Source organism: Naumannella halotolerans (assembly GCF_004364645.1).
GTDB lineage: Bacteria > Actinomycetota > Actinomycetes > Propionibacteriales > Propionibacteriaceae > Naumannella > Naumannella halotolerans.
Window position 1 is genome coordinate 1,701,902 of the sequence record NZ_SOAW01000001.1, and the last position, 19,315, is coordinate 1,721,216.

Here is a 19,315-nt window from a genome sequence, read left to right on the forward strand (position 1 = left end):
CGTGACGAAGCTCCGCGTCGCCGTCGCCCAGGCGGGATCCCCTTTGTTCGACACCACCGCTGCGATGCGTGCGGCACGGCGCTGGATCGGTGAGGCCGCCGATGCCGGCGCGCGATTGGTGGTGTTGCCCGAAGCGTTCCTCGGGGGTTATCCGAAGGGTCTGGACTTCGAGATCACCGTCGGTTCGCGTACCGACGCCGGACGCGAGCTGTTCCGCCGCTACAGCGACTCGGCGATCTCGGTGCCGGGGCCGGAGACCGACGAACTGGCGGCGCTGTGCGCCGAGCGTGGGATCGATGTCGTGATCGGTGCGATCGAGCGCAGCGGCGGCACCTTGTACTGCACCTCGTTGTTCCTCTCCGCAGCCGACGGGCTCATCGGCAAGCATCGCAAACTGCTGCCGACTGCGGCCGAGCGCTTCCTCTGGGGTGCCGGCGACGGTTCCACCCTGACCACGATGGACCGCGGGTACGGGGTGATCGGCTCGGCAATCTGCTGGGAGAACTACATGCCGCTGCTGCGTACCGCGATGTATGCCCAGGGCGTGCAATTGTGGTGCGCGCCGACGGTCGACGACCGTGAGGTGTGGGCCTCGACGATGACCCACATCGCCTTGGAGGGACGCTGTTTCGTGCTCAGCGCCAACCAGTACCTGACCCGCGCAGGGCTTCCCGACGACGTCCACCCGGTGCAGGGCGACGATCCCGACACCGTCCTGATCGGCGGCGGCAGCATGATCATCTCCCCGGCCGGGCAGGTGCTGGCCGGGCCGCTGCGCGGGGGCGAGGGGCTGCTCAGCGCAGAGATCGACCTCGACGACATCACCCGCGGCCATTTCGATCTTGATCCGGTCGGCCACTATGCCCGGCCCGATGTGTTCGAGTTGCGGGTCGACCGGCGTCCGCGCAGTTCGGTCACCGGTCCGGGCCGATCGGCGGTGATCGCGCGCGGCGGCCAGCCGGGCCCGGTGTCACGGGTCGACGGCAGCACTCCCCTAGACTCCTCGGGTGGATGACGACCGACGGATTGCCCTGTTCCTGGACTACGAGAACCTGGCCCTGGGTGCCAGGGACCACTTCGGGGAGGACTTCGATCTCCGGCCGGTGACCGAGGCTCTGGCCGAACGGGGTCGGGTGCTGGTGCGTCGTGCCTACGCCGACTGGTCCTACTTCGACGAGGATCGCCGGATGCTCACCCGCAGCCATGTGGAGCTGATCGAGATGCCGCAGCGGATGGGGGCGGTACGCAAGAACGCCGCCGACATCAAGATGGCGGTGGATGCGATCGAGATGGCCTTCACCCACGACTACATCTCGACCTTCGCCATCTGTACCGGTGACAGCGACTTCACACCGCTGGTGCACAAGCTGCGCGAGTTGAACAAGAACGTGATCGGCATCGGCGTCCGGGACTCGACGTCGAAGATGCTGCCCCCGGCCTGTGACGAGTTCCTCTACTACGACGATCTGGCCGGTCTGGATCCGTCCGCCCGGACCGGTTCCCGGCGGCGCAGGTCGACCGGGTCGGGATCGGCTGCCCCCGTCCCGAGCACCGGCAACGAGACCGACACCGAGCGGGCCGAGGACCCGACGGCACAGCGTCCGGATGCCGATCGCGCTCGGATCGGGCAGCCCTCGGTCGAAGCTCATGAGTCCGATCGATTCGAGTCCGGACAGCCCGAGCCCGGGCAACCCGAGTCCGAGCAGCCCGAGTCCGAGCAGGACCTGGCGGTGCTGGTCGCCCAGACCGTCGCCGGTCTGCAGAGTTCCTCGGCGGCCGATGTGACCGCCTCGGCCCTGAAGCGGGCGCTGCTGCGCAAGGACCCGACCTTCACCGAGGCGGCCTACGGGTTCCGCGCCTTCGGTGAGCTGATCAATGCGCTGGTCGACAAGGGTGTGCTGGAGACCGCCGAGGGCCCGGCGAAGGGCGATCCGGTGGTGAAGCTCTCCGAACGGGGTGAGCGCGAGGAGGGCTTCTCGCTGCTGCGCGATGCCATCCTCGCCGAGGGCGACGGTGCTGCCGTACCCCTGTCGGGCCTGAAGGATCGGATCCGCCGCGACCGCCCCGGGTTCACCGAGAAGACCTTCGGCTACCGCTCCTTCCTGCAGTTCAGCCGGGCCGCCGAGACCGCCGGTGTGGTGCACCTGACGAAGACCGACGACGGGTACCTGGTCGCGCCGCAGTCCTGAGGGCGCTCACCGGGTACTCGTTGCCGGGGGTTGACACCGATTTCGTGGCTCCAGATGACGATTTCGGCCGGACCGGCACCTGTTTTGTGATTGCGAGCCACGACAGCGGTGTGCATCCACCGGCAAGCGGGCCGCCGGCCCCGTCACGCCCACAACCCGCCACGCCCGCAACCGATGCGGGCGCCCGAACCGGGTGCCCGACCGGAAGGAACGGGCCGATCCGACCCATGGCCGGTGATCACTCCGTAACATGCTGACCATGAAGCTCTTCGTTGCAGTCGGCCGTCTCCTGATCGGTACCACCTTCGGCGTCTCCGGGTACGGCGCGGTCCGTGACCCCAAGGGACGCGCGACGGTGGCCGCCCCCACCTTGGACAAGCTGCGGGAGATTGTCCCGCTGCCGAAGGACGACGCCCTGCTGGTGCAGATCAACGGCGGCGCCCAGGTCGCAGCCGGGGCCACCCTGGGGCTGGGGATCTTCCCCCGCCTGTCGGCGCTCATCCTGGCCGGTTCGCTGGCCATCACCACCTACGCCGGCCACGAGTTCTGGAAGGTCGAGCATCCCGAGCAGCGCAATGCCCAGAAGATCTACTTCCTGAAGAACCTGGCGATGCTCGGCGGTCTGCTGGTGATCGCCGGCGCCAAGAAGAAGTAGTCAGGATCAGTAGCCGCCACCGACCACGGTGGTCTGCACCCGGTGCAGCCCGGAGGTGGCGGTGATCGCCAGGGTGCCCTTGTCCGGTCCGCCGAAGGCCAGGTTTGAGACCGTCTGCGGCAGTTCGATGGCGCCCAGGAACTGCGCCTTGTCGTAGCCGTCGGGGACGTAGACCCGTACCTGCGGGCCCCAGGAGGTCCAGATCCGCCCGTCGGTGTCGAGCCGCAGGCCGTCGGGGATCCCGACCTCGTCCGGGGCGACGATCTCGGCCGGCTCACCGAGACGGTCACCGATCACCGGGAAGGCGAGGATCAGGCCCTGCTCGGAATCGGCGACGTAGAGCACCTGCTGGTCGCCGCTGAAGGCGAGTCCGTTCGGGGCCGGCATCGGTGCGCTGACCGCGGCGACGTCGCCGTCGGGCGCGATCCGGTAGATCCGACACCCCGGTATCTCCACCTCGCCGCCGTAACCCTCCTCGGGCCGGTCGATGCCGTAGCGCGGATCGGTGAACCAGATCGCGCCGTCGGCGGCAACCACCAGGTCGTTGGGCGCGTTGAACTGCTGGGAGCCGAATCGGTCGGCGACGATCTGCCAGCGGCCGTCGGGCTCTCGACGGACGACCGCCCGTTCCCCATGGCTGGCGCCAGCAACCGGCCCTCGCGGTCGAGGGTGTGCCCGTTCTGATGATGCGACGGCTCGAGGAACGTCCGCACCCCGCTGTCGGGTGACCAGGCCAGCAACCGATTGCCGACCACATCGCTCCGGACCACCTGCTCCGGCCCGGTCCACACCGGGCCCTCGAACCACTCACCGCCGTCGGCGAGCAGGTCCAGGCTCGCATCGGCAGGGAACAGCGCGGTGAAGTCATCGTGTCTGCCCGGTGCGGGCCGCAGATTCAGTCGGTCCTGGCTCAATTCGCCGTGGGAAGTCATGCACCCAACGTACGGGGCCGACACCGACGCACCCCACCAGCGGTGGGCACGGGCCGTCTGCCGATCGCGCCGCCTCGGTGCCGCAACCGGTCCACACCCCCCGGGGTTGCCTACAGAGAAAAACTGAGTAGGCTCATTTTTATGCAGGACATCGTGTCGAGCGGGATCGAGACACCGGAGCGCACCGGTGGATTCCCATCCGGTCGGCGCCATGAGAACAAGCGGCAGAAGCGGGTACGCATCTTCGACGCGGCCTCGGCACTGCTCCGCGAGCGCGGCTTCTCCGCGGTGACGACACAGGAGATCGCCGAGCGCGCCGAGGTCGCCGCGGGAACGGTCTTTCGCTACGCGGCATCGAAGAGCGAACTGCTGCTGATGGTCTACAACGAGGTCCTTCGCACCTCGATCCGTACCGGAGTCGAGTACGCCGAGCGCGAGCCCGAGACCGTACCCGCCGTGGTCGCGATGCTCTCTCCCCTGGTGGCCGCGGCCGCCCGCGACCCCGAGAACAGTGCCGCCTACCAGCGCGAGTTGATCTTCGGCCCGCGCGGCGAGACCTATCGGGCGGAGGGTTTGGCGCTGATTCGCGAGTTGGAGGACACGATCGCCCGACGACTGCGCGACACAGTCCCGGGGCTCGATCCCGAGCCCGCCCGGCTCGCCGCCGGAACCCTGTTCGCCGTCACCCATCTGGCGATCGCCCGGCTGTCGGCGGGGGCAGCCACCGAAGCCGAGGTCACCCACGATCTCGCATGCCAGGCGGCGCAGATCGTCGCCGGCACCCAACCGCGGCACAGCGCCGCACCCAATGAAGGAGACAACGCATGAGCGACATCACCCACGTCACGGTTCTGGGCACCGGAGTGCTCGGATCACAGATCGCGTTCCAGACCGCCTACAGTGGTTTCCAGGTGACCGCCTACGACATCAGCGACGAGATCCTGGAGAAGGCCAAGGAGCGGTTCGCCGGCCTCGCCGAGACCTACCGCACCGATGGTGTCGCCGGTGCCGCCGAGGGCAAGGCCGCCGAGGCGCTGACGCGCATCCGTACCTCCTCAGACCTCGCCGATGCCGTGCACGAGGCTGACCTCGTGATCGAGGCGATCCCGGAAGTCCTCGCGATCAAGCGGGAGACCTACGAGAAGCTCGCCGAGGTGGCACCGGAGAGGACGATCTTCGCCACGAACTCCTCCACCCTGCTGCCGAGCGACCTGAAGGACTACACCGGACGTCCGGCCAAGTTCCTCGCGCTGCACTTCGCCAACCATGTGTGGAAGTTCAACACCGCCGAGGTGATGGGCACCGCCGACACCGATCCGGCCGTCTTCGACGAGGTGGTGGCCTTCGCCTCCGAGATCGGCATGGTGCCGATCCCGATCCACAAGGAGAAGGCGGGCTACGTCCTCAACTCGCTGCTGGTGCCGTTCCTCAACGCCGGTTACGCCCTGGCCGCCGGCGGGTACGCCGAACCGGAGGACATCGACAAGGTCTGGCGGATCGCCACAGGTGCCCCGATGGGCCCGTTCCAGATCACCGACATCATCGGCCTCACCACCCCGTACAACATCTTGTCCAACGGCGGGGAGCAGGACCGATCGCTCGCCGAATGGCTGAAGACCAACTACATCGACAAGGGCAAGCTCGGCGTCGGCTCCGGCGAGGGCTTCTACCCCTACAAGTGACGCGACCCCAGCAGCGGAAGGATAACAGCGAGATGTACTACAGCAGCGGCAACTACGAAGCGTTCGCCCGCCCGCGCAAACCCGCCGGAGTGGACGACAAGACGGCCTGGTTCGTCGGTGCGGGCCTGACCTCCATGGCCTCGGCGGTCTTCATGATCCGTGACGGTCAGTTGCCCGGGAACCGGATCACCATCCTGGAGCGACTTGAGCTCCCCGGCGGCGCACTGGACGGCATCAGGAAGCCTCACAAAGGATTCGTCATCCGCGGCGGTCGGGAGATGGAGGACCACATGGAATGCCTGTGGGACCTGTTCCGGACGATCCCCTCGCTGGAGGTCGACGGCTCGGTCCTGGACGAGTTCTACTGGCTGAACAAGGACGATCCGAACTACTCGCTGACCCGTGTCACCCACGAGCGGGGCAAGGATGCCGAGACCCACAACGAGTTCGGGCTGAGCGACAAGGCGCAGAAGGAGATGATGAAGGTCTTCCTCGCCACCCGCGAGGAGATGGAGAACAAGCGCATCGACGAGGTGGTCGGCGAGGAGTTCCTCGCCAGCAACTTCTGGCTCTACTGGCGCACGATGTTCGCCTTCGAGGAGTGGCACTCCGCTCTGGAGTTCAAGCTGTACCTGCACCGGTTCGTGCACCACATCAGCGGGCTGCCCGATCTGTCGGCGCTGAAGTTCACCAAGTACAACCAGTACGAATCACTGGTCCTGCCGATGTATCGCTGGCTCCTCGACCAAGGTGTGACGTTCGAATTCTCCACCGAGGTCACCGACATCGACTTCGCCTTCGACGGTGACCGCAAGCAGGCCACCCGGATCCACTGGATCCGCGATGGCGTGGCGGGCGGGGTGGACCTGACCGAGGACGATCTCGTCCTGACCACGATCGGCTCGCTCACCGAGAACTCCGACGACGGCAACCACCATCGTCCGGCCGCGCTGAACGAGGGTCCGGCACCGGCGTGGGATCTGTGGCGGCGGATCGCGGCGAAGGATCCGTCGTTCGGCCGGCCCGATGTGTTCGCCGGAGACATCGCGAAGTCGAAGTGGGAGTCGGCGACGGTGACCACCACCGGCCCGGAGATCCCGAAGTACATCCAGAAGATCACCAAGCGCGACCCATTCTCGGGCAAGGTCGTCACCGGGGGCATCGTGACGGCGAAGGACTCGGCCTGGCTCCTGAGCTGGACGATCAATCGTCAGCCGCACTTCAAGGCACAGTCCCCCGACGAGATCGTCGTCTGGGTGTACGGATTGTTCGTCGACACTCCCGGCGACTACGTGAAGAAGACGATGTCGGAGTGCACGGGTGAGGAGATCACCCAGGAATGGCTGTACCACCTCGGTGTGCCCGAGGCCGACATCCCCGAACTCGCCGCCCACGGTGCGAAGACGGTGCCGGTGATGATGCCGTACGTCACCTCGTTCTTCATGCCCAGGCAGGCAGGTGACCGGCCTGCTGTCGTACCGGAGGGTGCAGTCAACTTCGCCTTCATCGGCCAGTTCGCCGAGACGACCCGGGACACGATCTTCACCACCGAGTACTCGGTGCGTACCGGTATGGAGGCCGCCTACCAACTGCTCGGCATCGACCGCGGCGTACCGGAGGTCTTCAACTCCACCTACGATCTGCGGTTCCTGCTGAAGGCGGCCACGCGCCTGCGGGACGGGTCCGAGGTGGAACTGCCGGGCCCGAAGTTCATCGGGAACAAGATCATCTCCCATCTCGACCACACCGAGATCGGACAGCTGCTGACCGACTTCGGTGTGGTCCCCGAGGTCGGCGGGACGGTCCAGCGACCGCGTGCCGACGATGCCATCGCCTGATGCGGCGGCTCGGCGAGACGTCTCGTGCTGACGCCTGGCCGAGAGTAGTCGTCAGCGGGGACGGGGCCGGGATCGTACCCGAGGTACGGCACGTGCGGGCGGCGCACAGGGCTGACGGTGCGCTCGGCATCGGCGCCGGCCGGACCCCGATTTCTCCCCGATCAGGAAGAAGTCGACCCGAATCGGGCTGTCGCTGACCGGCCCACGATGCCATCGAGGGTGCGGTGAGCGGCGCGGCGCTGCTCCACCCGGGAAGGAAACATCACATGCGGACGATTCTGAACCTCATCTGGCTGGTACTCGGCGGCTTCTGGCTGGCCCTGGGCTACATCGCCTTCGGCGTCCTCGCCTGTCTGCTGATCGTCACCATCCCCTTCGGCGTGGCGAGTTTCCGGATGGCCAGCTACGCGCTCTGGCCGTTCGGGAAGGCGGTCGTCGACAAACCGTCGGCCGGCGTCGGTTCCGGGCTGGCGAATGTGATCTGGTTCCTGATCGCCGGCGTCTGGTTGGCGATCGGTCACGTGACCACCGCGGTGGCCCAGGCCGTGACCATCATCGGCATCCCGCTGGCGATCGCGAACCTGAAGATGATCCCGGTCACCTGTTTCCCGTTCGGCAAGATGATCGTGAACAGCGATTCCCTGCCTCCGGGATACCGCCCCCTGCACAGCCTCTGAGACCTGACGTGACCCGTATCCCAAATTGTCGGAAGTTATGGCGACCTCACCCCAGGCGTAGGTCACCACAGCTCCCGATGAGTTTCGGTGATCGCGCCGGCGGGCTGCCCGTGGCGCAGCGCCGACCACGGGTGGGGATCGGAGTGCCCGGTGCTCCCGGGCCGAGCCGTCAGTTCAGGAACTCCAACTGCTGCAGATCGGCCTCGGTCAGCTTCCAGGTCGTGCTGGCCGCATTCGTGGCGACCTGCTCGGCGGAGGTGGCACCGGCGATCACCGAGGCGACCGACCGGGGCCTGGGCGAGCAGCCAGGCGAACGCCAGTTCGAGCAGAGTGTGCCCGCGATCATCGGCGAAGGCCGCCAGCCGGTCGACCCGGGCCAGGTTGTCATCGGTGGCGACCTGGCTGAAGAACGGCAGTTCGTCGAACCGCGAGCCCTTCGGGAAGGCCTGTCCTCGGTGGTACTTGCCGGTCAACAGCACCGAGGCCAACGGGTAGTACGGTACGACGCCCATTCCGGCGGAGACGGCTGCGGGGACGATGGATTCCTCGACCTGACGGTTCAGCAGGTTCCATTCGATCTGCGTACCGCAGAAGGCAGGAAGATCCCGCTGCGCGGCGGTCTGCTGATCACTGACGATCTGCTCGGCCGTCACGTTCGACGACGCGATGTGCACGACCTTGCCTTCGGCGACCAGCGAGGCGAGGGTTTCCAGAGCCTCCTCGGCGGGGGCCTGCGGATCCGGGTAGTGCTGGTAGTACAGGTCGATCCGGTCGGTGCCGAGTCGACGCAGGCTCTGTTCACATCCGGAACGGATACGTGCGGCGAGCGCGCCCGGGGTGTAGGGCTCCTCCGCCGGCCGCGGCAGGAACTTCGTCGCCACGACGACCTCGTCGCGTCGAGATCCGAGTGCGCGACCCAGGAACTCCTCCGACAAGCCGTCGCCGTACATCTCGGCGGTGTCGAAGTGGGTGATCCCGGCGTCCAGCGCCGCCCCGACGACCTCGTTCGTCTGTTCGGCGTCGATCTTCATTCCGAAGTTGTTGCACCCGAGCCCGAGCACCGAGACCGTCGGTCCGTTGCCCAACTGTCGTACCTGCATGAATCTCCTCGCGTCAGTGTGTCGATGATCAATGGTGCCGACCCCGGTTCGCCCGACCTCGCAGCGAACCCGAGTTCGGCTCAGCGGTCGTTCGGTGTGGCCGCGGCGTGCCGGGCGGTGATCAGGCCGTAGACGAGTCCTTGCCCGATGGTGGCACCGGCGCCGGGATAGGTACGGCCGAAGACGTTGGCTGCGGCGTTGCCGATCGCGTACAGCCCTGCGATCGGGCTGCCGTCGGTACGCAGCGCGGCCGTGCTCATCGGCGCGGATACCACCACAGGTGCCGAGATCGCCGAGGATCACCTTGACCGCATAGAGCTTCCCGCGCAGCGGACGCAGATTCGGATTCGGCGTGACGGTCGGATCACCGTAGTAACGGTCGTAGGCACTCTCACCGCGGCCGAAATCGTCGTCGACACCGGCGGAAGCCAACGTGTTGTACCGGTGGAGGGTCTTCAGCAGCGCCGCCTGCGGCAGGCCCACCGACTTGGCAAGCTCGCCCACCGTCTTGCCACGATGGGCGATCCCTGCCTCGTACCAGGCATCGGGAAGCGGCATCCGCGGGAAGACCCCGCCGGCGAAGACATAGCCGTTGCGGTAGCGCTGGTCGAAGATCAACCACATGGACTCGGCCGGGGTGCCGGCCTTCTCCAGTTCGCGTACCCGCTGCCCGAAGGACATGTAGTCGATCGCCTCATTGATGAACCGCTCGCCGTGCTGGTTCGCGATCAGTGAACCGGGCAGGGACCGCTCGGCCAGCAGGACCTGCGGAGAACCACCGGGTAGCGGAGCCCAAGCAGGGAACCACCAGCTCTGGTCCATCAGCGCCACATCCGCGCCGACGGCCCGGGCCTGTTTGATCGCATCCCCGGTGTTGCCGGGACTGCCGAAAGTGCTGTCGTCGGTGATGGTCTCGGACTGGTACTCATGACGCATGTCCAGGTCATGGTCGAAGCCCCCGGCGGCGAGGATGACGCCGCGGCGGGCGGTCACCGTTACCCGTTCACCGCGTTGGTCCACCACGACGCCGGCGACCCGATCGCCGTCGGTGACCAGTTCGACCACGGCGGTCTCGGTCCAGACCGGGATCTTCGCCTTCAGGACACCGGCGTACAGACCGGCGGCGAGCGCGTGCCCGCCGGCGATGTATTCACGTCCCACGGCCAACCCGCCGATGCCCTGGGTCACCCGCGTGGCGATCTTCGGGATCGCCTTGGTGTGCGGACCATGAGATTCATCCACCGGTAGTCGGCGCCGGTGATCGGCATCGGAATCGGAGCGGCCATGCCCGAGGGACGCAGTCGGTCGCGTTCGGCACCGAGGCGCTTGACGTTGAACGGTCGGGACTCGCAACTGCGACCGCTGGCACTGCCACCGGGACGTTCGGGGTGGTAGTCGGCGTACTCGCGGGCCCAGGAGAACTTCAGTGGTGTGGCCCGGCGCAGCAGTTCGACGGTGGCTTCACCATGATCGAGGAATGAGCGCCAACGCTCCTCGGGTACGGCTCCGTCGACCAGCGACTCGATGTAGCGGGACGCGCGTTCGAGGGTGTCATGGGCCCCCTCGGCCTCCAGGATGGGGTTGGCCGGAATCCAGAAGGCGCCACCGGACAGGGAGGTCGAACCGCCCACGTATTCGGTCTTCTCGATCACCAGCGCCTCCAGGCCGGCATCCTGGGCGGCCAGCGCAGCTGCCAAACCGGTTCCGGACCCGACGACCACGACATCGACCGTGGTTTCGCGTACACGGGTCAGTGGTAGTGATTCAACAGTCATGCAGACCTCCCAGAGTGTGACCTGGCACACCAGCCAGTTGGCTCAAACGTACTAGCCGTTCGGCTAGCATGCCAGTGCGAGTGATCAGCTTTCGCATGAGCGAGGGGGTTCCATGCAAGCAAAGAAGAGCAGTCCTGGACGCGGCGGCATCGTTGCTGCAGCTGCCCGGCAGTTCTCCGAACACGGGATCAACGGCACGTCCCTGCAGCAGATCGCCGACGCCGCCGGAGTCACCAAAGCGGCCGTCTACCACCACTACCGGAGCAAGAACGACATCGTCCGCGCCGTCCTCGCACCGGCCCTCGACGATCTCTCCGCGATCGTTCGCCGCGCTCGGCAACACGCCACCGCCGGGGCCCAGGTGGAATCCGCCGTGATCGGACTGGCCGACCACACCATCGCGAATCGTCAGCTCTGGGCACTCCTCATGCAGGACCCGGCAGCGGCCGACCTGATCCACACCGATCCCGACGGTCAAGCCGTCTTCGCCTCGCTGCGAGACGTACTCACCGGACCGACCTCGGATCCGGCCGGGACGATCGCCGTGTCGATGTTCCTCTGGGGACTCACCGCACCCTTCCTCGATCCAAGGCTGGCAGCCGACGTCGACGACGAGACACTGCGAGGAGCGATCGTCGCCGCCGGGCGCCGGTTGCTCGAACCCGATCTCAGGCCCATGTCTTCGCCTGCTGCCGCGGGCGGCTGACGGACGCAAAGATGATCACGCTGCCGCAGAGGACGCCCGCGGCCCCTGAGACTCCCCAATCCCTGCCGACCAGCACGAACCGATCCCCTTGTCCGACAGCGATTCCACTCCGGCTTCGGCACCGAGGGTCGGGTGGTGATCGGCGACGGGCCGCCCCCGGATGCCGCCATCGACCCCAAACTTTACCGTACGTACGGTATGGTTCCCAGGGTGAGAACCAGTTCCCGAAACGACATCCTCGACGCCGCACTGCAGGTGGTCGACGCCGAAGGCGGTGCAGACCTCACCTACGACAGCGTGGCCAAACAGGCAGGCCTGACCAAGGCCGGTCTGATGTATCACTTCCCATCGAAGGAGGACATGATGATCGCGGTCATCGAGCACGTCCTGACCCGTTGGCGGAGCGAGTTGGAGGCCGAGCTCGGCGTACCGCTGGAGGAGACGACCCTGGCCGAACGCGTCCGAGCGTTCGTCACCTTCGCCGGTGAGGGCGGCGTGACCCGAGGTGAGTTCGTGATCTTCTTCGAGACCCTCCGCCGTCCGGCACTGGCCGGCCCCTGCCGGCAGTACCTGCAGCAGTGGTTCGGATTCGGACCGTCGACCGACCCGACGCCGCTGATGCTGACCTGGTTCGCGGCCAACGGTATGTGGATCGCGGAGGCGACCGGGATCGTCGAGATCAATGCCGCCCAGCGGACGGCGCTCGTCGACGCGATGTTGCGCATGGTCGGCGGTGACGAACGATGAGGAAGTGGCTGATCCTCGCCGGTGCGATTGCCATGGAGGTGGTGGCGACGATGGCATTGCGTGCCGCGATCGACAATCCCTGGTGGGCGATCCTGACGGTTGCCTGTTACGGCGGAGCGTTCGTCTCCCTCGCCATGCTGCTCCGGATGGGAGCACCGATCGGATTGATCTACGGCATCTGGGCGGCCTCCGGGGTTGCGCTGACCGCGGTGCTGGCCTCGGTGATCTTCGGCGAACCCTTCACCCTCACCATCGGTATCGGGATCGCCATCGTCGTCACCGGTGTGGTCCTCGTCGAGACCGGACACTCCGCACCGTCGAACGGTGCCGCCGAGGCGGAGGTGAACCCATGACCTGGCTGTTGCTGGCCGGCGCGATCCTCACCGAAGTGGCAGCCACCATGTCGCTGCGCGCCTCCGAGGGCCTGCGGAAGAAGCGATGGATTCCTGCGGTAGCCGGATTCTACCTCGCCGCCTTCGGCCTGTTGACCGTAACGCTCTCCCTGGGGATGCCGGTCGGCATCGCCTACGGGATCTGGGCAGCATCCGGGGTCGCACTGACGGCCATCGGCGCCCGGGTGTTCTTCAAGGAGCGCCTGACCCTGCGAATGAGTCTCGGCATCGTCCTGATCGCCATCGGCATCGTCGTCATCGAGCTCGGCGCGACCCACTGACTCCCCGGTTCGGCCCCCCACCGCTGGTGTCGCTGCTCAGTGCTCGTCCAAGGCGACCAGGAGGTACGGCGTCGACGGGCACCCATGATCAACACCGCAGGCCTGCCTGTCAGCGAGGTGTGGAGCGAGCCCGCAGATGGATGCGTTTGCCTTCCTTGCTGAAGATCGACAGCAGCTCCACCGGGCCGGGGCCGGCTGCCGACATCCAGTGGGGTACGCGGGTGTCGAACTCGGCAGCCTCTCCCGACCCGAGGGTCACCTCCTGCTCCCCGAGAACCAGCCGTAGCCGACCCGAGAGCACGTAGAGCCACTCCCGCCCCTCGTGCACCTGCGGGTCGGGGACCTCGGTGCCGCCCTTCGGCTTGCCCGGCAAGGTGATCTTGTAGGTCTGCACCGGGCTCGATTCCAGCGAGAGCGTCTCGAACCTGACCCCATCGACATGCTTCGTCGTCCGCGGGACCCGAGGGTCGGGTGCGGTCCGCGGTACGAGGTCGTCGAGCCCGAGTCCCAGCTCCCGGGCGATGGGCACGATCAACTCGAGATTCGGGGCACGCTTGCCCGCCTCCAGCCGGGAGAGGGTGCTGGCGGAGATTCCGGCGGCCCTGGAGAGTTCTGCCAGAGTCATACTGCGCTTCTCCCGCCAACCCTTGATCCGGGGTCCGATGAGGGTGAGGGTGTTGTCCGGCATACCGCTCCCTTCTTGCTGATACGGCATGGATTCTTGCCGATATGCTAGTCGGTCCTCACTCTGAATACATGACCACTGTTGAGAACCCGACCACTGCACCGGCAGCTGACCCCACGGACTCCCCGATCTCGAACCAGATGTGGGACGTCATGATCATCGGCGGCGGCGCTGCCGGCCTCAGTGCGGCGCTGATCCTGACCAGGGCCCGACGTCGCGTGCTGGTGCTCGATGCACAGGAACAGCGCAACAGGTTTGCCGCGCACATGAATGGGGTGCTGGGCCGCGACGGCTACTCCCCGCGCGATCTCGTTGCCGACGGCTACCGGGAGGTGAGGTCGTTCGGCGGCGTGATCGAGACGGGCCGGGTGGTCACAGCGCAGACCAGCGCCGAAGGGTTCGAAGTCGTGACCGACAGTGGCGTCCGCGCCTCGGGTCGACGGCTGATCGTCGCCACGGGAGGCCGCGACGAACTGCCCGACATCCCCGGCCTTGCCGAGCAGTGGGGTCGCGGTGTCGTCACGTGCCCGTACTGTGACGGATACGAGGCGTCCGGTCGCGCCATCGGCGTACTTCTCCGCTCCGTCGCCGGAGCACATGTTGCGCACATGCTCCGCCCCTACTCCGACAACGTCACCGTCTTCACCGATCTTGCGGGCCCGTTCCCCGAAACCGAGAGGCGGGTGCTCGAGGAACGTGGGATGCGGGTGGAGACACGCAAGGTGGCTCACGTCGTCACTCGCGAGGACCAGGTCAGCGGGCTCGCACTCGAGGACGGAACGGTGGCGCCGATCGACGTGGTGTTCGTCGAGCCGAGACTCGCCACCCGGGACGAACCATTGCAGCAGCTCGGCGCCGAGGTCACCGAGACGCCGTTCGGCCCCTGGCCCACGGTCGACGCCACCGGGCGGACGAGCGTTGCGGGCGTGTGGGCGGTCGGCAACGCCAGCAACCCGGCCGCCCTGGTTCCGGTCGCGATGGGATCAGGGGCCACCGCAGCTCTCGCCGTCAACAGCGAGTTCGTCGCCGCAGAAGTCGCTGCCGCATCCGCCGGAGTGGGCGTCCACCATCGCGTCCCGCCGCCGCGACCTCATCGGTGCGCTGGCTGAAACCGTGCTCACCCGGCCCTTGTCGCCGTTGGAGCACACCGCCATCGACACCGCTTTGACGGAGACGGTGCGCGGCAATGACGTGCCGATCCTGCCCATGGTCGTGGACCACATCCTCAAGCCCAGCAAGGCAGCGGACTCGGATGGGAGGCTTGCTGAGGACGGGCGCCTCGTCGGCCACGCCCTGCGCCGCCTGGTGGCAGGTGATCTGGCCGGGCTCTTCGACGGGCCCTCCACCGTCACTTTCGACCCCACGCTGCCGATGATCTCCCTCGACCTGTCCCGTGTCGCTGAGAACTCCACGTTGATCTCCGTGCTGATGACGTGTTCCAGCGCGTGGATGGAGTCGGCTCTCCTGGACCCGGCGGGCGGGCAACGGTGGTGTATCTACGACGAGGCCTGGCGCCTCATGTCCCACCCGGCACTCTTGAAGCGCATGGATGCGCACTGGCGGCTGGCCCGCCACTACGGCATCGCCAACATGCTGATCTTCCACAAACTCACCGACCTAGAAAACGTCGGCGACCAAGGCTCCGCCATGCGATCCCTCGCCAACAGTCTCCTGGCCATCTGGCTCCTGAATCTCGACAGTGCCCGTAGAGTGCAATATGCTGCACTATATGGATGTGGGAGCGGAGTCGCTGGCGCGCGCGATCGGTGCGCGGGTGAAGCAGGAACGCAAAGGGCGCGGCTGGACGCTCGACCAGCTCGCAGCCACTGCGGGGGTGAGTCGTCGCATGCTCGTGAACGTCGAGCAGGGCGGTGTGAATCCGAGCGTGGGTACGTTGCTGCGTCTTTCTGATGCACTGGGTGTCGGGCTGCCTGCGCTGGTGGAACCGCCTGCCTCGCGCACGGCAAAGCTCACCCGGCACGGTGACGGCGCAGTGTTGTGGACCGGTGACCAGGGTGGTCAGGGTGTGCTCGTGGCGGGCACCGAGCCGCCGGACGTGGTCGAGCTGTGGGATTGGACGCTCGCACCAGGCGACCAGCATCAGAGCGAGCCGCACAGTGCGGGCACCCGCGAGTTGCTGCACGTCCAGGCTGGCACCGTGACGGTGACGGTCGGCGACGAGCGCTTCGCCCTCGCCCCCGGTGATGCTCTGGCCTTTCACGGTGATCTGGCCCACTCGTATATGAACACCACTACAGAGCCTGCCCGGTTCTCGCTCACGGTCTTCGAACCGGGGGTCGGGGCCTCACATCGAACGGAGAAACCAAATGCCTGACACCATGACCCCCGACGAGTTCCTGGCCGCCGCCACTGTGGAGCCTGCGGTGTTCGAGCTGCGCCCCGATTACCGGGCCATGCTTGTCGTCATCGACGGTCTCTCCCCGGTGATCACCGCCCAAGAGGGTGGCCAGGGAGTGGACGAGCTGATCGGTGCCGCTGAACAACATGCGACTGGTCTGCTTGCCGCTTCTGCGGTGGATGAGCTGCCCCATATCGCAGCTTGGCGGGAAGCGTACCGGGGGTTCGGGGCGAAGCCACAGCGCACCCGCAACAGTCTCGAAGCCCTCACCCGCCGAGCTGAGAAGGGCTTGCCGCGGGTGAATGCGCTCACCGATATATACAACGCAATTTCGGTACTGCACCAGATTCCGTTCGGCGGTGAGGACTTCCACCACTATCAGGGTCCAGCACGTCTGATCCGTGCCACCGGCACCGAGCCGTTCGATACGACTGCAAACGGGGAGGACTCCACAGAGCACCCGGATGCCGGTGAAGTCGTCTGGTGTGATGATGACGGGGTGACGTGCCGGAGGTGGAACTGGCGACAGGGCCGCCGCACCGGGCTCACCGACGACACCCGAACGGCGTTCTTCATCCTCGACGCCCTCGCCCCGGCCTCAAACGCAGAACTCCACGCCGCCGCTGACGCGCTGGTCGACGCCCTCACGGATCTGGGCACCGGGGTCCGTGCGACCAGCCGCCTGATCGGAGCACAGTGACCAGGGCACGCACGACGACGGGGATTCCGCCGTGGTCGATGGCGGTCGCGGCGATGCTGTCCGTGCAGCTCTCCAACGCCCTGTCGGTGCCGGTGATCGACCAGGTCGGTGCGGCAGGCACGGCGTGGTTGCGGATGTGCTTCGGGGTGGTGTTGTTGTGGATGATCGCCCGCCCCGCGATCCGCTCCTTGCATCGCAACGACGTGCCCGCGCTGATCGCGCTCGGCGTGGTGACAGGGTTCATGACCACGTTCTTCCTCGCCGCCGTCGAACGCATCCCGCTGGGCACCGCGGTCGCGATCGAATTCCTCGGACCCCTCACCGTGGCGGGACTCATGAGCAAGCACCGCAAAGCCCTCATCTGGCCCGGCCTCGCCTTCGTCGGGGTCGTGCTGCTGACTGAGCCGTGGCACGGGCGCATCGACCTCGCAGGCGTCGGCTTGGCGCTGGCCGCGGGCACCTGCTGGGGGTTGTACAACCTCCTCACCCAGCACGTCGGCGACCGCTTCTCCGGGATCAGCGGCCTCTCGCTCACCATACCCGTTGCTGCTCTTGCGACGCTCCCGGTCGGGTTGCCGCAGGTGATCGGGGGCGAGTTCACCTGGTGGGTGCTGCCGGCGGCGGCGGGGATCGCTCTGATCACCCCGGTGATCGCGTTCGGGCTCGAGATGCTCGCCCTGCGCCGCATGACCCACACCGCGTTCGGCACGCTGCTGTCGATCGAGCCCGCGTTCGGGATCCTCATCGGCCTGCTCGTCCTCGCCCAACAGCCAACCCTGATGCAACTGGCGGGCATCGCGGTGGTCATTTTCGCCGGTGCTGCCGCGCAACGCGGCGGCACACGCCCCGCCACCCCCACAGCACCGATCACGAAACCGGAGAAAGAGGCCGCATGAGCGCCACACCGAAGTAGAGTTCCACGTTCATCTTCGAGACGAAGAACCTGACCGAAGAGTTCGACCGTATCGACAGCGAGATCGCCGAGCGTGCCCGCCAGATTCCCGGATTCCTCGGCGAGGAGGCCTGGCACAACGAGGACACCGGCCTGCACGCGGAGGTCTATTACCGGACCGACATGGACGCGCTGCGCACGTTGGTCGGGATGGATACGCATCGGCTCGCGAAATCCCGGTACGGGGAATGGCTCGGCGAGTACCGGGTCGTCATCGCCGAGGTGCAGTCCGTCTACGGCAACCCGATCCTGGGACTGGAACACCGGCCCGAACAGGAGCAGTCATGTACACCCGCTTCACCGGTCTGAGCGCTTTCCCCCTCACCCCGCTCCACGACGACGTGGTCGACGAGGCGGCATTCGCCGGGCTCATCGAACGACTCGTGGCAGCGGGAGTGGACTCGATCACAGCACTCGGCTCGACCGGCTCCTACGCCTACCTCACCCCCGAAGAACGCGCGCGCGTCGCTCGTCTCACTGTCGAGCACGCCGGTGCGACACCGGTGTTCGTCGGGGTCGGGGGCCTGCGCACCTCGCACGTCCTCGCCCACGTCGACAGCGCGGAAGACGCCGGCGCTGCAGGGATACTGCTGGCCCCAATGACCTATCAGGCACTCACCCCGGATGACGTGTTCGAGCTCTACCGCACGGTCACCGAGCACACCCAGTTGCCGGTGATCGTCTACGACAACCCCGGCACCACCCACTTCACGTTCACCACCGACCTGTACGCCCGCATCGCCCAGTTGCCGGGCATCGTCTCGATCAAGATCCCCGGCGTACCCACCGACCCGGGAAAGGCACGGGAGCACGTGGCGGGGATTCGTGCGGTAATCCCGGAGCATGTCACGATAGGCGTCTCCGGTGACGCGTTCGCCGCGACCGGCCTGAACGCGGGCTGCGAAGCCTGGTACTCCGTCATCGGCGGCACCCTCCCCGAACCGGCCCTCGCCATCACCCGCGCCGCCCAAGCCGGAGATTTTGAGGATGCGGTTGCGGAGTCGGAACGACTCGCCCCGCTCTGGGCCTTGTTCGCCGAGTACGGGGGCAGTCTGCGCGTGACCGCGGCGATCGCTGAACACCTCGGCCTCACCCCTCAGCAGTGTCTGCCGTTACCGATCCAAGGTCTCACCGGCGAACAAAGAGCGCGGGTCGCCGACGTGGTGGACCAGCTCGGCCTTGCCTGACCCGCAGCACGCCCCCGGAGATACGGCGGGGCGGGGGTGGGCGCTGGCCCGCTACGTGTTCGCTGCAACCCTGGTGCGCTCGGCCGACGGGGGGCGCGGTCGTCGCGATCGTGCTCCTCGCCCACGCGCAAGGCCTCCCGGGGTGGGTGTCGGGGCTGCTCGGGCCTGCAACGCTGCTCAGCGCCACAGATCATGTGACACCTACCCGCGCATCAGTCCCCATCATCTGCCGTTCGTCGTCGGTTAGATCCGTCCAGGGCACGTCGGTGCGCACGCCGAACTCGCGGGCGACGGCGGGCTGGACGTTGAATCCGAACATCTGCCAGGGAACGACGGCCCCGTCGTCGATGGTCTTGGATGGGTCGGAGACGAGTGCCGCGTCGTCGACGGCGCGCACGAGGCCGGTGCCCTGGCAGCTCGGGCAGGCGCCAGCAGCGTCAAGGACAGCTCCTCTGCGC

General features: G+C 67.0%; 22 protein-coding genes. 17 read left to right on the forward strand and 5 right to left on the reverse strand.

The annotated features are described in order from the left end of the window. Position 1 precedes the first annotated feature (1 nt). The 3 genes from CLV29_RS07825 (at position 2) to CLV29_RS07835 (ending at position 2,844) form a co-directional block, all read left to right on the forward strand. The gene (locus tag CLV29_RS07825) at positions 2-1,015 is read left to right on the forward strand and encodes a carbon-nitrogen hydrolase family protein (protein ID WP_133754375.1); all 1,014 of its coding nucleotides are present in this window, start codon (positions 2-4) and stop codon (positions 1,013-1,015) included. Continuing rightward, positions 1,008-2,189 carry a PIN domain-containing protein gene (locus tag CLV29_RS07830; RefSeq protein ID WP_133754376.1) on the forward strand — a complete coding sequence of 394 codons (1,182 nt, stop codon included), beginning with the start codon at positions 1,008-1,010 and terminating at the stop codon, positions 2,187-2,189. The genes CLV29_RS07825 and CLV29_RS07830 overlap by 8 nt, the downstream gene beginning before the upstream one ends. Before the next feature lie 259 nt (positions 2,190-2,448). Next, positions 2,449-2,844, forward strand: coding sequence for a DoxX family protein (locus tag CLV29_RS07835; protein ID WP_133754377.1), 396 nt, complete (start codon positions 2,449-2,451; stop codon positions 2,842-2,844). A 6-nt stretch (positions 2,845-2,850) separates the two neighbouring features. Here CLV29_RS07835 and CLV29_RS07840 read toward each other — a convergent pair whose 3' ends face one another. After that, on the reverse strand, positions 2,851-3,651 hold the full coding sequence (locus CLV29_RS07840; RefSeq protein ID WP_133754378.1) for an SMP-30/gluconolactonase/LRE family protein: 801 nt from the start codon (positions 3,649-3,651) through the stop codon (positions 2,851-2,853). A gap of 266 nt (positions 3,652-3,917) precedes the next feature. Here CLV29_RS07840 and CLV29_RS07845 point away from each other — a divergent pair, with 266 nt between their 5' ends. From CLV29_RS07845 to CLV29_RS07860, 4 genes are all read left to right on the forward strand, one after another. Continuing rightward, entirely contained in the window at positions 3,918-4,604 is a 687-nt protein-coding gene (locus CLV29_RS07845; RefSeq protein ID WP_133754379.1) for a TetR/AcrR family transcriptional regulator, read from the forward strand. Continuing rightward, positions 4,601-5,458, forward strand: coding sequence for a 3-hydroxyacyl-CoA dehydrogenase (locus CLV29_RS07850; protein ID WP_133754380.1), 858 nt, complete (start codon positions 4,601-4,603; stop codon positions 5,456-5,458). Before CLV29_RS07845 ends, CLV29_RS07850 begins: the two co-directional genes overlap by 4 nt. Before the next feature lie 32 nt (positions 5,459-5,490). Continuing rightward, positions 5,491-7,296 (forward strand): oleate hydratase, encoded by a 1,806-nt coding sequence (locus CLV29_RS07855; protein WP_133754381.1) that lies wholly within the window; start codon positions 5,491-5,493, stop codon positions 7,294-7,296. Positions 7,297-7,562: 266 nt separating this feature from the next. Beyond that, entirely contained in the window at positions 7,563-7,973 is a 411-nt protein-coding gene (locus tag CLV29_RS07860; RefSeq protein ID WP_133754382.1) for a YccF domain-containing protein, read from the forward strand. A gap of 62 nt (positions 7,974-8,035) precedes the next feature. On the opposite strand, the gene CLV29_RS16995 is transcribed toward CLV29_RS07860, so the two are convergent. Then, entirely contained in the window at positions 8,036-10,315 is a 2,280-nt protein-coding gene (locus CLV29_RS16995; protein ID WP_279586459.1) for an aldo/keto reductase, read from the reverse strand. Then, complete coding sequence (locus tag CLV29_RS17000) at positions 10,258-10,848, reverse strand: FAD-binding protein (protein ID WP_279586460.1); 591 nt, start codon at positions 10,846-10,848, stop codon at positions 10,258-10,260. The genes CLV29_RS16995 and CLV29_RS17000 overlap by 58 nt, the downstream gene beginning before the upstream one ends. Before the next feature lie 112 nt (positions 10,849-10,960). Here CLV29_RS17000 and CLV29_RS07875 point away from each other — a divergent pair, with 112 nt between their 5' ends. The 4 genes from CLV29_RS07875 (at position 10,961) to CLV29_RS07890 (ending at position 12,974) form a co-directional block, all read left to right on the forward strand. Beyond that, a complete protein-coding gene (locus tag CLV29_RS07875) occupies positions 10,961-11,554 on the forward strand; it encodes a TetR/AcrR family transcriptional regulator (protein WP_133754383.1) in 594 nt (197 codons plus the stop codon). A gap of 210 nt (positions 11,555-11,764) precedes the next feature. Beyond that, entirely contained in the window at positions 11,765-12,301 is a 537-nt protein-coding gene (locus tag CLV29_RS07880) for a TetR/AcrR family transcriptional regulator (protein WP_166649171.1), read from the forward strand. Next, entirely contained in the window at positions 12,298-12,654 is a 357-nt protein-coding gene (locus CLV29_RS07885) for a DMT family transporter (RefSeq protein ID WP_133754385.1), read from the forward strand. Before CLV29_RS07880 ends, CLV29_RS07885 begins: the two co-directional genes overlap by 4 nt. Beyond that, positions 12,651-12,974: a DMT family transporter gene (locus CLV29_RS07890; protein ID WP_133754386.1), complete on the forward strand. Its 324-nt coding sequence runs from the start codon at positions 12,651-12,653 to the stop codon at positions 12,972-12,974. The genes CLV29_RS07885 and CLV29_RS07890 overlap by 4 nt, the downstream gene beginning before the upstream one ends. A gap of 109 nt (positions 12,975-13,083) precedes the next feature. Here CLV29_RS07890 and CLV29_RS07895 read toward each other — a convergent pair whose 3' ends face one another. Continuing rightward, positions 13,084-13,689: a helix-turn-helix domain-containing protein gene (locus tag CLV29_RS07895; protein WP_243831790.1), complete on the reverse strand. Its 606-nt coding sequence runs from the start codon at positions 13,687-13,689 to the stop codon at positions 13,084-13,086. Between the two features lie 41 nt (positions 13,690-13,730). Here CLV29_RS07895 and CLV29_RS07900 point away from each other — a divergent pair, with 41 nt between their 5' ends. From CLV29_RS07900 to CLV29_RS07930, 6 genes are all read left to right on the forward strand, one after another. Further along, entirely contained in the window at positions 13,731-14,768 is a 1,038-nt protein-coding gene (locus CLV29_RS07900) for an NAD(P)/FAD-dependent oxidoreductase (RefSeq protein ID WP_166649172.1), read from the forward strand. Between the two features lie 620 nt (positions 14,769-15,388). Beyond that, positions 15,389-15,994: a helix-turn-helix domain-containing protein gene (locus CLV29_RS07910; RefSeq protein ID WP_133754389.1), complete on the forward strand. Its 606-nt coding sequence runs from the start codon at positions 15,389-15,391 to the stop codon at positions 15,992-15,994. Positions 15,995-15,998: 4 nt separating this feature from the next. Next, positions 15,999-16,718: a B3/B4 domain-containing protein gene (locus CLV29_RS07915; protein WP_133755114.1), complete on the forward strand. Its 720-nt coding sequence runs from the start codon at positions 15,999-16,001 to the stop codon at positions 16,716-16,718. Beyond that, positions 16,715-17,614, forward strand: a complete 900-nt coding sequence (locus CLV29_RS07920) for an EamA family transporter (RefSeq protein ID WP_243831791.1) — start codon at positions 16,715-16,717, stop codon at positions 17,612-17,614. Before CLV29_RS07915 ends, CLV29_RS07920 begins: the two co-directional genes overlap by 4 nt. 179 nt (positions 17,615-17,793) lie before the next feature. Next, complete coding sequence (locus tag CLV29_RS16455; RefSeq protein ID WP_208292808.1) at positions 17,794-17,979, forward strand: hypothetical protein; 186 nt, start codon at positions 17,794-17,796, stop codon at positions 17,977-17,979. Continuing rightward, positions 17,955-18,857 carry a dihydrodipicolinate synthase family protein gene (locus CLV29_RS07930; protein WP_133754391.1) on the forward strand — a complete coding sequence of 301 codons (903 nt, stop codon included), beginning with the start codon at positions 17,955-17,957 and terminating at the stop codon, positions 18,855-18,857. The genes CLV29_RS16455 and CLV29_RS07930 overlap by 25 nt, the downstream gene beginning before the upstream one ends. A 190-nt stretch (positions 18,858-19,047) precedes the next feature. Here the strand turns inward: CLV29_RS07930 and CLV29_RS07935 are convergent, their stop codons facing one another. Next, on the reverse strand, positions 19,048-19,254 hold the full coding sequence (locus tag CLV29_RS07935; RefSeq protein WP_166649173.1) for a hypothetical protein: 207 nt from the start codon (positions 19,252-19,254) through the stop codon (positions 19,048-19,050). Between the last annotated feature and the right edge of the window lie 61 nt (positions 19,255-19,315).